General features: G+C 70.3%; 15 protein-coding genes. 2 read left to right on the top strand and 13 right to left on the bottom strand.

Going from position 1 to position 14,058, the window contains the following annotated elements; genetic code table 11:
- Positions 1–44: 44 nt before the first annotated feature.
- The 7 genes from OG741_RS06260 to OG741_RS06230 all read right to left on the bottom strand — a co-directional run bounded on the left by OG741_RS06260 (position 45) and on the right by OG741_RS06230 (position 7,029).
- Positions 45–1,046 carry an N-acetylglucosamine kinase gene (locus OG741_RS06260; RefSeq protein WP_405595821.1) on the bottom strand — a complete coding sequence of 334 codons (1,002 nt, stop codon included), beginning with the start codon at positions 1,044–1,046 and terminating at the stop codon, positions 45–47.
- Complete coding sequence (locus OG741_RS06255; protein WP_405595820.1) at positions 1,043–1,720, bottom strand: uracil-DNA glycosylase; 678 nt, start codon at positions 1,718–1,720, stop codon at positions 1,043–1,045. The genes OG741_RS06260 and OG741_RS06255 overlap by 4 nt, the downstream gene beginning before the upstream one ends.
- Positions 1,721–1,754: 34 nt before the next feature.
- Positions 1,755–2,840 carry a WD40/YVTN/BNR-like repeat-containing protein gene (locus OG741_RS06250; RefSeq protein ID WP_405595819.1) on the bottom strand — a complete coding sequence of 362 codons (1,086 nt, stop codon included), beginning with the start codon at positions 2,838–2,840 and terminating at the stop codon, positions 1,755–1,757.
- Positions 2,841–2,963: 123 nt separating this feature from the next.
- The gene (locus tag OG741_RS06245; protein ID WP_405595818.1) at positions 2,964–3,719 is read right to left on the bottom strand and encodes an SDR family NAD(P)-dependent oxidoreductase; all 756 of its coding nucleotides are present in this window, start codon (positions 3,717–3,719) and stop codon (positions 2,964–2,966) included.
- Positions 3,720–4,097: 378 nt separating this feature from the next.
- A complete protein-coding gene (gene ddaH / locus OG741_RS06240; RefSeq protein ID WP_405595817.1) occupies positions 4,098–4,910 on the bottom strand; it encodes a dimethylargininase in 813 nt (270 codons plus the stop codon).
- Between the two features lie 127 nt (positions 4,911–5,037).
- On the bottom strand, positions 5,038–5,529 hold the full coding sequence (locus tag OG741_RS06235) for an Lrp/AsnC family transcriptional regulator (protein WP_266488118.1): 492 nt from the start codon (positions 5,527–5,529) through the stop codon (positions 5,038–5,040).
- 141 nt (positions 5,530–5,670) lie between these two features.
- Positions 5,671–7,029 carry an FAD-dependent oxidoreductase gene (locus OG741_RS06230; RefSeq protein WP_405595816.1) on the bottom strand — a complete coding sequence of 453 codons (1,359 nt, stop codon included), beginning with the start codon at positions 7,027–7,029 and terminating at the stop codon, positions 5,671–5,673.
- Positions 7,030–7,168: 139 nt separating this feature from the next.
- Here OG741_RS06230 and OG741_RS06225 point away from each other — a divergent pair, with 139 nt between their 5' ends.
- A complete protein-coding gene (locus tag OG741_RS06225) occupies positions 7,169–7,744 on the top strand; it encodes a DUF6214 family protein (protein WP_405595815.1) in 576 nt (191 codons plus the stop codon).
- A gap of 28 nt (positions 7,745–7,772) precedes the next feature.
- Here the strand turns inward: OG741_RS06225 and OG741_RS06220 are convergent, their stop codons facing one another.
- Positions 7,773–8,447, bottom strand: a complete 675-nt coding sequence (locus OG741_RS06220; RefSeq protein WP_405595814.1) for a DUF305 domain-containing protein — start codon at positions 8,445–8,447, stop codon at positions 7,773–7,775.
- Positions 8,448–8,626: 179 nt separating this feature from the next.
- On the opposite strand from OG741_RS06220, the gene OG741_RS06215 reads away from it, so the two are divergent.
- Positions 8,627–10,141 (top strand): LVIVD repeat-containing protein, encoded by a 1,515-nt coding sequence (locus tag OG741_RS06215; protein ID WP_405595813.1) that lies wholly within the window; start codon positions 8,627–8,629, stop codon positions 10,139–10,141.
- On the opposite strand, the gene OG741_RS06210 is transcribed toward OG741_RS06215, so the two are convergent.
- The 5 genes from OG741_RS06210 to OG741_RS06190 form a co-directional block, all read right to left on the bottom strand.
- Complete coding sequence (locus OG741_RS06210) at positions 10,114–10,782, bottom strand: TetR/AcrR family transcriptional regulator (protein ID WP_405595812.1); 669 nt, start codon at positions 10,780–10,782, stop codon at positions 10,114–10,116. The two genes, OG741_RS06215 and OG741_RS06210, sit on opposite strands and share 28 nt — an antisense overlap.
- A 193-nt stretch (positions 10,783–10,975) precedes the next feature.
- On the bottom strand, positions 10,976–11,671 hold the full coding sequence (locus OG741_RS06205; RefSeq protein ID WP_405595811.1) for an HAD family hydrolase: 696 nt from the start codon (positions 11,669–11,671) through the stop codon (positions 10,976–10,978).
- Between the two features lie 19 nt (positions 11,672–11,690).
- Complete coding sequence (locus OG741_RS06200) at positions 11,691–12,377, bottom strand: phosphatase PAP2 family protein (protein WP_405595810.1); 687 nt, start codon at positions 12,375–12,377, stop codon at positions 11,691–11,693.
- Between the two features lie 34 nt (positions 12,378–12,411).
- On the bottom strand, positions 12,412–13,347 hold the full coding sequence (locus OG741_RS06195; protein WP_405595809.1) for a M56 family metallopeptidase: 936 nt from the start codon (positions 13,345–13,347) through the stop codon (positions 12,412–12,414).
- Positions 13,348–13,455: 108 nt separating this feature from the next.
- Positions 13,456–14,004: a DUF5134 domain-containing protein gene (locus OG741_RS06190; protein WP_405595808.1), complete on the bottom strand. Its 549-nt coding sequence runs from the start codon at positions 14,002–14,004 to the stop codon at positions 13,456–13,458.
- Positions 14,005–14,058: the final 54 nt, after the last annotated feature.

Here is a 14,058-nt window from a genome sequence, read left to right as displayed (position 1 = left end):
TCAAGCGTTATCTGTCCGCATTTATCCGATGAATGCAGTACGCCTCACCTGTGCGGCTCTGTCGGTGCGTGCAACAGCGTGGGATGGCGTGGCAGCAGCAGCGAATCGGTGGCGAGCGCGGCCGCAAGAAGCACCGCGCCGGAGAGCGGATCACCGGCCGCGGACACGAGCCGCGCATGGGGTAGTTGACCAGCCAGTTCTGCCCTCAGCGGCGTCAGGAGTGGCTCGCCCAGCTTCAACAACCCGCCGGTGAGGGCGACTTGGGATCCTTGCGGATCCTCCGGCACGGGCGGGCAGGCGGCCGCGGCCGCCTCCGCGATATGCTGGGCGGCCGTCGCGAGGATCCCCGCCGACACCTCGTCACCGGCCGCGGCGCACTCGGCGACCTCCGGCGCGAAGGAGGCGAGCACCGCGGGCCGGTCGGAGCGCGGATACAGCTGTCCCGGCAGCTCCTGTGCCGGACCGAAAACCGACTCCATCCTGGTCAGCAGCGCGGACGAACCGCCACGCCGCCCGTCGTGGGCGCGCAGCGCTGCCTCCAGACCGGCCCGGCCGATCCACGCCCCGCCCCCGCAGTCGCCCAGCAGATGGCCCCAGCCGTCCGCCCGGTGCCACGCCCGAAGATCCGTGCCCATCGCGATCATGCCGGTGCCGGCGGCGACCACGGCTCCCGGGCGCTGGCCGAGTGCCCCCGCGTACGCGGTGACCGCGTCGGCGGCGAGCGCCAGCCGCCGTACGCCCAGCGACCGGTCCAGTGCGGCGGGGAGTTCGGCACGCAGGGCGCCGCCGAGCGTCGCCATCCCGGCGGCGCCGATCGCGACGGCCGACAGGGAGCCACCGCCGGTCCGCTCCAGCAGCGCACGAGCCATCGGCAGCAACTGATCCAGCAGATGCTGCGCGTCGATCCCGCCGCTGCCCGTCCGCACGGGTTCGTGTGACTCGGCGGTCTCCAGACGCCCCGGATCGGCCGCGTCGGCAAGCGCCGCGCGCAGCCCGGAGCCGCCGGAGTCCACCCCAAGCACCCAGCCGCCGCGGCGAACCGTCACGGAAGCCGCCAGTCGACCGGCTGCGCCCCCTGGCGTTCGAGGAGTTCATTGGCGCGGCTGAAGGGGCGGGAGCCGAAGAAGCCGCGGTCGGCGGACATGGGGGAGGGGTGCGAGGACTCGATCGCCGGGAGATCGCCGAGCAGCGGACGCAGATTGCGGGCATCACGTCCCCACAGCACGGACACCAGCGGCTTGCCGCGCGCGGCAAGCGCCACGATGGCCTGCTCGCTCACCTCTTCCCAGCCCTTGCCGCGATGGGCGGCGGGCTTACGGGGCGCGGTGGTGAGCGCCCTGTTGAGCAGCAGCACACCCTGCCGGGTCCAGGGCGTGAGGTCGCCGTTCGCCGGCCGGGGGTGCCCAAGGTCCGCGTGCATCTCCCGGAAGATGTTGTCCAGGCTGCCGGGCACCGGCCGCACCTCGGGCGCCACCGAGAAACTCAGTCCCACGGCATGCCCCGGCGTCGGATACGGATCCTGACCGACGATCAGGACACGCACGTCCTCGAAGGGCTGCTGGAAGGCCCGCAGCACATTCGGTCCGGCCGGCAGATAGGTGCGTCCCGCGGCGATCTCCGCGCGCAGGAAGTCGCCCATCCCGGCGATGCGTTCGGCCACCGGCGCGAGGGCGTCCGCCCAGCCCGGCTCGACGATTTCTTTCAACGGTCGTGCTGCCACGGGGCGTCACTCTACTGGTGCGGCGATGCCCGTCTCACGCCATGGCCACCGCCCGTACACAGAGCACATCCGGCAGATGGGAGGCGAGCAGCTGCCAGCTGTCACCGTCGTCCGCGCTGGCGTACACCTCGCCATTGCGATTGCCGAAGTACACCCCGGCCGGATCCGCGTCGTCCGTGCACAGGGCGTCGCGCAGCACGGTGCCGAAATGGTCGCCCTCGGGCAGCCCGGCCGCCAGGGCCTCCCAGGTGCTGCCCGCATCGCTCGTACGGTAGACACGACAGCGGCGCCCGGCGGGCACGCGGTCCGCGTCGGCCGTGATCGGGAAGACATAGGCCGTGCCGGGGCGGTGTGGATGGGCGGCCACCGCGAATCCGAAGTCGGACGGCAGGCCCTCACCGATGTCGGTCCACTTGGCGCCCCCGTCGTCGCTTCGGTACACGCCCCAGTGGTTCTGCAGATACAGCCGGTCCAGATCGCCCGCGTCCTGGGCGATCTTGTGGACGCACTGGCCGAACTCCGGGTCGGGGTCGGGCAGAAAGACCGCCGACACCCCCTGATTGGACGGGGCCCAGCTCGCGCCGCCGTCCTTGGAGCGGAACACCCCGGCCGTCGACACGGCGACCGTCACCGACTCCGGATCCCTGCGGTCGGTCACCACCGTGTGCACCGCCTCACCGCCGCCGCCCGGCACCCACTGGGAGCGGGTCGGATGCTCCCAGAGCGGCCGTACGAGCTCGAAGGTCTCGCCACCGTCTTCCGAGCGGAACAGCGCGGCGGGCTCTGTCCCCGCGTACACCACATCCGGCGTGGAAGGACCGGCCGGATGCAGCTGCCAGACCCGCTCCAGCGAGGCTCCCGTGTCCTTGGGGAATTTCACGGCCGGTTTCGGCGGCTCGATCCATGTCGCGCCGAGGTCGTCGGAGTGGAACACCGAGGGGCCCCAGTGCGCGCTGTCGCCCCCGACCAGCAGCCGGGGCACGGAACGGCGGGTGTCGATCCCGATCGAGTACACGGCCTGAGCATTGAAGTGCGGGCCGTCGAACTCCCATGTGCCGCCGCGCCTGCGGCCGATGAAGAGCCCTTTTCGTGTGCCTACGGTCAGAAGTACATCGGTCATGGCCTACTGCCTCCAGGACGACTCTGTCGCGGATACGGGCCAGTCTGCACCTGCCCACTGACAGTGGCTCGTGGACGGGCCTTCATGCAGGTCAGCCCGGCGTGGAAGGGGTGAGTGAGGGTTTCAGTCGACGACCGAGCCGCCGGTGATGTTGAGAGCCGTAGCGGTCATCGAGCGGGCCATGTCCGAGGCGGCGAAGACCGCCGCATTGCCCACGTCCTCCAGCGAGGCCGCACGCCCCAGCATCGTCTGCCCGGCGATCTCGTCGGTGATGGCATCGCGGTAGTCCAAGCCCTCGGGGATCGTCTCGGGCACGCCGCCCGTCTGGAGCGTCAGTACGCGGATGCCGTGCGGCCCCAGTTCGACTGCGAGATTCCGTCGCAGCGACTCCATGGCTCCGAACGCCACCTGGAACCCGCCCATCAGGTGCGCGCGGGGCGGGTCGCCGTAGCCGCCGAAGGCGAGGATCACGCCGGACTTCTGGAGGATCATGTGCCGAGCCGCGGACCTTGCGGTCAGGAACATCGCGCGTACGGCGTTGTGCACAGGACGCTCGAAGTCCGCCAGGGAGATCTCGGTGAGCGCGACCCCCTGGACCTCCCCGAACGAGATGAGGCTGAAGGAGACATCGATGCTCCCGGCCCGCTCGACCACCGCGTCCGTGAACCGGTCCACCGCCGCCTCGTCGAGGGCGTCGACCTGATCCGTGTCGGCCCGGCCGCCGGCGGAGCGGATGGACTCGGCCACCTCCTCCAGGCCCTTGCCGGTGCGCCCGGCGAGATGGACCCGGGCTCCCTCGCGGGCGAAGGCGCGGGCGACCGCCCCGCCGATCGCGCCGCCCCCTCCGTAGACGACGGCGTCCCTGTTCTCGAGCAACACGATGTACCTCCTTGGTACGGACGTCCTCAGTGGAGACGTTGCCTGGGTCCGGAACTCATCGGTGCCGCGCGGGTGAGCCTGCCGGAGCGGTTCGGCCCGCGCGGCGCCGGGACACCGGCCGCCCGCGAGGCCTGTCCATCTCGAAGGGGTACGTGATCATCGTGCCGAATGCCAGCAGCAGCGCCGAGAGCACCGGCGGCACGCAGGCCGACAGCCACCCACCGGCTCCACCCTGCGGCCCGGACGGCGGCCTATGGCTGGGTCGTCGGCCTCGACACCAGTTACGCACGCGCGCATCCGCGGCCACCGAACAGGCGAGGGGCAGCGCGTTCCGGCGATGTGCCGGAACGCGCTGCCCCGTCGAGGAGGAGTCGACCGCTACCCGCGGAGCTCCTGAGTGCAGCACTTCGCCCCGCCGCCCGCCTTGCGGAACTCCGAGAGATCCACGGGAATGGGCTCGTAACCGTGCGCCGAGACGCTCTCCATGAGGCCCGTCGCGTCCTGCGCCATCACCACATGGCGGCCGTCCGATATGGAGTTGAGCCCAAAGGCCAGCGCGTCCTCCCGGCTGGATATGACGGCGTCGGGGAAGAGCTTCTTCAGGACCTTTTGGCTGCCGTTCGAGAAAGCGCCCGGATAGTAGGCGATGTTGCTGTCGTCGAGCGCGAAGAGTGCCGTGTCCAGATGGTAGAAATGCGGATCCACCAGATGCAGGCTCACGGTCGGCGTGCCGAAGAATTCCTGCGCCTCGTGGTGAGCCGCGGGGAGGGTACGAAATCCCGTACCCGCGAGAATGAACCCGCCCACCGGGGTGAAGTCACCTTCCCCTTCGCAGGTGTGGGACGGAACAAGCGTCTCGAAACTGGCGTCTTCGAACCAGGTCCGGTAGTGGCCGGCCTCGGGCTGCCGCTGCGGTGCGTGGAATTGCGCGCCGAATGCCCGGCCGTCCAGAACGAGCGCCGAATTGGCCGCGAACACCATGTCGGGAAGATCCGCGACCGGCTCCACCATTTCGACGGTGTGCCCCAGCTCGCGATACAGAGATACGAGCGCGTCCCACTGCTTATGTGCCAGCGGGACGTCGACCGGCTCCAGTGAAGTCATCCAGGGGTTGATGGCGTACCGGACGTCGAAGTGCTCCGGAGGGCAGACAAGGTACCGGCGCTGCTTCGCAGTTCGGGTGGGCGGCATCCTCGGCTTCCTTTCCTCGGACGGGGGATGCTCACCACGCTAGGGAGGGTGACGCACAGCAACAAGACGAATGAGTTGCGTGCACTCGCAACTATGTTGCGTGTCCGGGGCCCGGAGCCACTACTTGTTACGTCATCTCCGGCGAGATGCGTCCGGTTCCGGCTTCGGGGCTGCTCGGCAGCAGGTGATTGAGCACGATGAAGCTGTTGGTGGCCTTCACGAAGGACTCCGACCGGATGCGTTCCAGGACGTCCTCGAAGTGCGCCACATCCAGCGCCCTGATGTGCAGGATCGCGTCCGCCCGGCCCGTCACCGTCACGGCCGACTGGATCTCGGGGTGATTGCGGACCACCTCCGCCAGCCTGCGCGGCGGAGCGGCGTCGTCGCAGAACACCTCCACGTACGCCTCGGTGTGCCAGCCCAGCGCCGAGGGTTTCACCACGGTGGTGAAACCGGCGATCACCTCTTGCTCCCGCAGCCGGTCGACCCGGCGTTTCACGGCGGGCGCCGAGAGGCCGATGGACACACCGATCTCCCGCAGGCTCGCGCGCGCATCGGCCATCAGCGCCGCGATGATCTTACGGTCGAGTTCGTCGAGCTCTGCTCCGCGCCGGGACATGAGGCAGCTCCTTTCGGTCCGCGGTGATCCTGCCACCCGCCACCGCTCGGCGCCCGCGCGGCACTGCCTTCGGGGCACGGCCAAGATGAACGGGCTGCGGCGCGAGGACACGCGGCCGAAGGCCGGGCCGCCCCCGTCGGCTCACCCGCCCCGCACGCCCGCCGCCGTCAACAGCCCCGACCAGTCAGGGATCTTGACGGACCGCCGGCCCAGCGTCCGCCCCAGCGCCGCCTCGGCCACCTCGATCGCCAGCCAGCCCGGCCACTGGACGGGACGGTGTCCGGACTCCCGCAGCACGGCGAGCGGATCCGCCGCGACCGGGCGCAGTGCCAGCGCCGCCGCGTCGTCGAGCAGCGAGTTCACCGTCTCCTTGGCGCACGGCCTGTTCGTGCCGATCACCCCGGTGGGCCCCCGCTTGATCCAGCCCGCGACGTACTCACCGGGCGAAGCAACCCCGTCCCGGAGCACCCGCCCCGCGGCATGCGGCACCGTGCCGTGCCGCTCGTCGAAGGGCAGCCCGGGCAGCGGCACACCGCGGTAGCCGACCGCCCGCAGCACCAGTTGCGCCTCGATCTCCTCGTACGCCCCGGTGCCCCGCACGCCCCCCTCGCCGTCCGGAACAGTGCGCTCGAACCGTACGGCGCCGACCCGCCCCATCCGCTCCAGCAGCTCCACCGGGCGCAGGAAGAATCGCAGATGGATGCGCCGCTCCCGGCCCTGGGAGGGCTGTACGGCCCAGCCGCGTACGACATCGAGGTTGCGCCGGTTGACCGCGGGCAGCGCGGCCGCGGCCGGGGCGTCCTCGTACGCCGGATCCAGGGCCAGGTCTTCGGGCTCGACCATGACGTCCACCGAGGGCAGCGTGCCCAGCTCCCGCAGCTCCTTGGTGGTGAACTTCGCCTGCGAGGGTCCGCGCCTGCCCACCATGTGCACCTCGCGCACCTGACTGAGGGCGAGTGCTCCGAGCGCCGCCTGCGGAACGTCGGTGGGGCGCAGCTCGTCCGCGCCCCGCGCCAGGATCCGGGCCACGTCGACGGCCACGTTCCCGACGCCGATCACGACGGCCGAACGGGCGGCGAGCGCAAAGCCGTTGCCCGCCGCGTCGGGGTGCGCGCTGTACCAGGACACGAAGTCGGTGGCCGAGTGGCTGCCCGGCAGATCCTCGCCGGGAATGCCGAGCCTGCGGTCCCTGGCGGCCCCTACGCAGTACACGACCGCGTGATAGAGCTCCAGGAGCTGCTGCGGCCCGAGCCCGTGCGTCCCGACCTCCACATTGCCGATGAAGTCGATCCGGTCGTGCTCCAGCACGGTGCGGAGATTGTTCTGCAGCGACTTGATCTTCTCGTGGTCGGGCGCGACCCCGTAGCGCACGAGTCCGTAGGGGCAGGGGAGCCGGTCGAGCACGTGGACCCGCACATCGGGCACCCGGCTCTGCTGGACGAGATCCTGCGCGGCGTAGACCCCGCTGGGTCCCGATCCGACAACGGCGACGCGAAGCACAGCTGCGCTCCTTCCCGCAGGGGACTCCAGCATCGCACCGCGGTGCGGGGCTGGGGAGATGAGCTGACGGGGTGCCTTGGTGCGGTGCGGCGTGCGTGCCGCGAGGAAAGCAGACTATTTGGCTGGTTACGTGTTAATTGTGCAAGAAACTACGTTTCTTACCAGTAATGATCAGTATGGCCCGAATGAGGCACTGCCCTACCCGCCCGTCTGGGAGCTGCAGGGCGCCGGGAGGGTCACCTCGGAGCCCGGCGGCCACGCGATCCGGCCGCCCTGGTTCAACGTCCGGCTGGCCTTCGCCGACGGCGCCCGTATCGATGTACTCGCCGTCGTCGACGACGGGCGGATCGCCATCGAGGACCTGCGGGCCGACCCGCCGCTGCCCCTGGAGAGCCTTGCGGTGCTCGCCGACCGGATCGAGGAGCCCCTCGAAGACGCCTGCGGGGTCACCGAGCGGCAGCCCGAACCGCCGGTCGAGGCGGCACCCTCGCGCGGCTCCCCGGCCCGCCGTCGCCGGCCCGTCGTGGTGCGCGGCAGCGCCGGCCGGCGGCTCGCGGCCGACGCCTACCGGGCCGCGCAGCTGGAGGGGCGCGACCCCGTGCTCGCGGTGATGGCCGTGACCGGGCGCAGCCGCCGCAAATCGCTCCGGCTCATCGCGGGCGCCCGGGACGAGGGCTATCTCGCGCCCCGCCACAACCGCCGCCGTACCCGCTGAGCCGAGCCCCGCCCCTCGCGGCCCCGCGTCACATCGAGCGCATCCGGTTGATCTCGCTGGTCTGCTGGGCGATCACATCGTTGGCCATCTCCTCGATCAGGACGTTGTTGCCGTCCGAGAGGACCTCGGTGGCCATGGTGAGCGCGCCCTGGTGGTGAGTGATCATCAGCTTCAGGAAAAGTTCGTCGAAGGCGGTGCCCTTCGCGGTGCGCAGCTGGGCGAGTTGGGCGGCGGTGGCCATCCCCGGCATCGCCGCGTGAGAGTGGTCGTGGCCGCCCGGTCCCCCCTTGCCCTTGTCCCCTCCGTTGGTTTTCAGCCAGGCCGCCATCGCGGCCATCTCCGGCTTCTGTGCGGCCGCTATGCGCTCCGCCAGCCGTTTGACCTGCGTGGATCCCGCCCGCTCCGGTGCCAGGGCGGTCATCTGCAGTGCCTGGCCGTGATGCGTGATCATCGTCTGCGCGTAGGAAAAGTCCGCCGAGTTGGGGGAGTCGTCGGGTGCGGCCTTCGCGGCCTCTTCGGCGGAGAGCGTCCTGGCCGGTTCGCCCGGCTTGCCGGGCGCCACCACTGACGGTCCGGCACCCCCCTTGGCCTTGTCCGGAGCGTCGGAGTCCGACTCGCAGGCGCCCAGCGCGAGTACGGCGACAGCGACCGCGGCAGCGACGACCGGTCTGCGGACACGCGCGGTCCTGTGACGGTTCAACACGGTGACCTCCTGTGGCACTTGGGGTGTTCCGGGACGGTCTCAGCACTCTTCTGCACGTGGTTGATCAGAGACTTTCATTAAGTCTCTGTTGCCATCTGTTGAGATGTACATGGAAAGGAAGATACTGCCGGGGTCCGTCAACCGTTCAACTGCGAACGGATACAAGGGAGGACACCTCAGTGACCCTGTTGCACACCACCCGAGTGCGGCGCAGACGGCTGGGCGTGGCGGCAGCCGCGGCCGGGCTCCTCGCCACCCTGCTGACGGCCGGACCCGCGGCCGCCACGCCGGACCCTGGGGACACCCCCGCCCAGGCAGCGATCTCGTCGGAACAGGCCGCCGCTACCAAGTCGGCCATCCAGAGCGGCGAGATACCCCCTGTGGACGCGGTCGTCCACAGCGACAACATCGAACACCTCGTCAACATCCCCAAGGACGCGCTCAAGGGCACCAACTCGGACCTGGCCTTCCAGGGCAAGTACGCCTACGCCGGCAACTACGACGGCTTCCGGATCATCGACATCAGCAACCCCAAGGCCCCCACGACGGTCGCGCAGGTCCTGTGCCCGGGATCGCAGAACGACATCTCCGTCTCCGGCGACCTGCTCTTCCTCTCCACCGACTCCTCGCGCAGCGACAACTCCTGCACCAGCACCTCGCAGCCCGCGACGGAGAAGTCGTCCTGGGAGGGCATGAAGATCTTCGACATCAGCGACAAGCGCAATCCGAAGTACGTCGCGGCCGTCGAGACCGCTTGCGGCTCCCACACGCACACGCTGGTGCCGAAGCGCCGCAACGTCTACATCTACGTGGCTTCGTACTCGCCGAACGCCACCTTCCCGGACTGCCGGCCGCCGCACGACGGAATCTCCGTCATCAAGGTGCCGCGCAGGTCCCCCGAGAAGGCGGCGGTCGTCAACTTCCCGGTGCTCTTCCCGGGTGAGGGCCCCGACGGGGGCGGAAACCCCGGTGGGCCCACCAACCCCGGCGTCTCCAAGACCACCGGCTGCCACGACATCACGGTGCTCCCCTCCAAGGACCTGGCCGCCGGCGCCTGCATGGGTGACGGCATCCTGTTCGACATCGAGGATCCGGAGAACCCGAAGGTCATCGATCAGGTCCAGGACAATGTGAACTTCGCGTTCTGGCACTCGGCGACCTTCAACCAGAAGGCCAACAAGGTCATCTTCACCGACGAGCTCGGCGGCGGCGGCGCGGCCACCTGCAACGCCGCGATCGGTCCCAACCGCGGCGCAGACGGCATCTACGACATCGTCGGCAGGGGCGAGAACCGCAAGCTCGTCTTCCGCAGCTACTACAAGATCCCCCGGCACCAGGCGGACACCGAGAACTGCGTGGCCCACAACGGCTCGCTGATCCCGGTCAAGGGCCGCGACATCATGGTCCAGGCCTGGTACCAGGGTGGCGTCTCCGTCTGGGACTTCACCAACTCCAGCAAGCCCAAGGAGATCGCCTACTTCGAGCGTGGCCCGCTCAGCGCGGACACGATGATGACCGGCGGCTCCTGGTCGGCGTACTACTACAACGGCTACATCTACTCGAACGACATCGCCAAGGGCTTCGACGTGCTGAAGCTCGACGACCGGCGGACGGATCCGGCGAAGCGGGTGCGGATGGACGAGCTCAATGTCCAGACCCAGCCCGACTACTTCGACGACTTCGACCGCGACTGAGCAAGCGGCTCGAGAACGGTGTCATCAAGGGTTCCGCCGGGCGGATCGTCGTCCGGCGGAACGCCGAGTTCCCACTCCAGCCCGTAGCGCTGGAACAGCTCCGCGCGCAGTCGCGACGGAGGCATCGGCACGCCGGGCAGCAGGATCGCGAAGACCGCTCCCATCAGCAGCGCCCGCAGCAGCGGATAGTCGACGTCGACGTTCTGCGAGCCGTACCGCTCCACCGTGCCGCGCAGCAGCGCCGCCAGACGCTGCTGCTCCGGGCACTGCCTGAACCCGTCGGCCTGCAGTACCCCCGACATGTGCGTACGCATCAGTACGGGATGGTCGACCGCCAGTCCGAGAATCGCGTCGATCGCCCGCGCCAGCCGCTCCCGTCCGTCGTCGGTGCGGGGCTCGCGGTCCAGGGCCGCATCGAGGGTGAGATGCATCAGACGATGCACGGCCGACTGCAGGAGCTGTCGTTTGCCCGGGAAGTAGTACGAGACCAGGCCGCGCGCCGAGCCCGCCCTGTCGGCGATGTCGCCGAGCGTCGTGGCTTCGTATCCGCGCTCTCCGACCAGCTCCACGGTTGCCTGGAGAAGCCGCTCCCGGGAACGCCGACGAAGCTCTTCATTGACCGATGCGCTCCGCGGGGACATGCTTAACTCCTGCGTTGACTGGCTCCGAGCCAGTATACTCAACGTGTCCCGCCGGGCGGCCTTCAGGGCCTGGTCAGCGGGGGTTGCTGCCCGAACCGGGCGACGCGGGGGATCGTCCGGTTCGGGTGGCTTTGGCGCGCCTTCGGCGTGGTCCTACGAGCCGTTTGTCACCTTTCGTGACCCCCTGCCCCCTTCACTCGACGAGTCCCAGTACCGGGAGCAGGCCCGCCGGCCGGTCCCCGACCGGAAGATGGTCCACGAAGTGGACAGCGCATCCCAGATCCGTGGCCCCGCCGTCCGCGCGCCGGTCGTCGCCGACCATCAGGACATCGGCCGGGTCCTGGCCCAGTGCCTCGCAGGCCGCGCGGAAGAGCCGTATGTCCGGCTTCTGGACTCCGTGCTCGTACGACAGCACATACGCGTCCACCCACGGGTCGAGGCCATGGGCACGGAAGACGGGCCGCGGGTCCCAGCCGATGTTGCTGACCACCGCGATGCCCACGCCCCGCTCCCGCAGCGTGCGCAGCACCTCGGCCGCGTCGGGGTAGGGGCGCCAGGCGGCGGGCGTCATATGACGTTCGTAGAGCGCGTCGTACAGACCCGGGTCGGGCAGCTCCACCTGGCGGGCGAGCCCGGTGTAGGCGGCACGGTGCCGCTCCGCACTCTCGTCGCGGGTCGCCCACAGTTCGGCGAGACGGGAGGGCATCCGCTGCGGGTACGAACCGCCCGGCAGCGCCCCGGCGGCCGCCAACTGCTCGGCGTACCTGGCCAGTTCGGCCTCGGGCAGACGGCTGCCGCGGTCGTTCAGCACCGCCTGCAGCCAGTCCCGCACCGACTCGATGCGGAAGAGGGTTCCGGAGAAGTCGAAGAGCACACCCTTGATCGCCATGACCGCGATCCTTCCGGGATCAGCGTTCCCGGGACAAGACCACACGTTCGTACACCACGATGGCAAGGGCCACCCAGCAGGCGCCGAGCAGCCAGCCGCCGAGTACGTCGGAAGGCCAGTGCACGCCGACGTAGAGCCGCGTGAAACCCACCCCTGCGACGGACACGGCCGCGGCCACGACACTCACCTTCCAGAGCATGCCCCGGCCTCCGTACCGCCTGAGCAGCCACAGCAGCAGCCCGCAGCTGACCATGGCCGTCATCGCATGGCCGGAGGGGAAGGCCGCGTAGTGCGCCGTGGCGACCGGGTCGGACCACTGCGGCCGCTCGCGGCCGACGGCGGCCTTGAGCCCCTGCTGGACTTGGGTGCCCACCGCGCTCGTCAGCGCGATCCACGCCGCGAGCAGCCACTGTCTGCGCCACAGCAGCCACAGCACCGCGACTGCGATCAGCGCGCGCATGGTCCACGGGTCCCACACCCAGTCCGTGAGCACCCGGTTGACCCGGGTCAGCCCCGGCTCGGCCACCGCCGAGCGGTGCAGGGCGTCGGTGATCGTCCGGTCGAAGGAGATGAGGGGCGCCCACGGGATCGCGACCAGGGTCAGCAGCAGCGCCGCGAGGGCGCCGAGCACCGCGGCCGCGCGGGCGGCTGCCGAGAACGGGACGGGCGCCGGCGGGGTGGGCTGTGCTGGGCGCGGGAGATGCATGGGGAAGATCTTCGCCGCCGACGGCCGCATACGGCTAACCCAGCGCGCGCAGTCCCGGCACGAAGGCCACCAGGAGCGGGACCACCGGAACCAGTGCGGCGGCCGCCGTCAGCCGCAGCCGCCTGCCCGCGGTCAGCCGCGGCACCGGCGTGAGCAGCCGGTTCACCCGCTGCGGCAGCTGGGCGTCCGGGGTGGGACAGGGCCCGAACACCCCACGGTCCTCGTTGAGTTCGACCAGTGCCAGCGCGATCGTCAGCCGGCCGAAGCGCCGCGAGGCGACATCGTCGGCGGCCAACTCGACCAGGCGGTGCATCTCGTCGCGGAACGCCGCGAACACCGGGATCTGCGGAAAGCCGTAGGCGAGCGCGGCGGAACAGTGCAGCAGCCAGTCGTGCCTGGCCCGCGCGTGCCCCTGCTCGTGCGCCAGTACGGCATCGAGCCGGTGGCCCTTCAGCCGACGCAACGCGGCCGTGGTGATAACCAGTTGGGGTGCGGCTCCCGGCAGCCACCAGGCGTCGGGCCGCTCGCCCTCCAGGACGACGAGCGGTTCGCTGCCCGGCTCCTCGCCCGGCATCAGGGGGGAGCGCACGAGCAGTTCCGTGCGCCGCCGCTTGCGCCGGACATGGGACCGGTAGATCTCCCGGGTGAGCATCGCGCCGGTCCACAGCCCGCAGGCGGCCAGGATCACGGCGAGGACGGCGGAGTACGGCTCGCCCGCGCCGAGGGCGTACGCCTCCATCACGCGGTGCGGCGCGGACGCGAAGACCTGGCCGCGTACGAGCTGCCAGGCCGCTGCCGCGCTGAAGGTCATGGAGAGGGCGAAGCAGAGCAGTACGGCCGCCACCACGCACTGCCAGACCCACAGTGCCACCACGGGCTCCCGCTCCGGCCAGTCGGCGCGCGACACGAGTCGCGGGGCCACGACGGCGGCCAGTGCGCCGAGACCCAGCAGCACGAGGGAGACCAACATGGTGTCAGCCTATGAGCGCGGGGCTACTTGCGGGTATGGCCGCGCGTCCCAAGTGACGTACGACACGGTTTGGTGCCGTGAGCCCGCGGAGGCTCACAGAGGCGGGACTCAGAGCGTGAGCAGCATCGCCAGCATGGCGAGGCCCATCGCGAGTCGGCAGGCCGGCGCCAGTTCGGGACGGGCGCCCCGGGAGACGGCCGCCACGCCGCCCGCGGGGGGTGCCAGGGGCACCAGCCGGACGCCCGAGCGCAAGACATACACGGTGTAGTACGCCAGCAGGCCGCCGGTGAGCAGCGGGATTCCGGCGGCCTGATGCCCGGCGTGCGCCCCGGCGCCCGAGGGCATGGCCACCGCCATATAGACCATCGCTAGGGAGCCGACGAGATGGTGCAGATGGTGAGTGCCGCGCCGGGAGGGTAAGAGGGCGCGCAGCGCGGCGGCGCCGAACACCGTCGCGTACATCACCCACACCCACCGGGGCAGCGCGAACACGGCGGCAGGCATCGCCATCGCCGCCATCCCCAGCCCCATCATGGCCTCGCCGCAGGCAGCCTCGCGTGCCTGACCGGAACAACTGCGCATCCGCACCAGGCAGTAGGCGCCGGTCGCCCCGCACAGGGTCACGAGCAGCCAGCCGGACACAGCGGGTCCGTGCACGGCGTACCTCCCCCTCAGACTGAGTCAAGGGGGCGATGCCCGGCTTCCGAGAGG

Origin of the sequence: Streptomyces sp. NBC_01410, from assembly GCF_045040195.1 — a bacterium.
In the GTDB taxonomy this organism is placed as follows: Bacteria; Actinomycetota; Actinomycetes; order Streptomycetales; family Streptomycetaceae; genus Streptomyces.
Note: the sequence above shows the minus strand (reverse complement) of the source record. Positions and strands in the feature narration are given on the sequence as shown.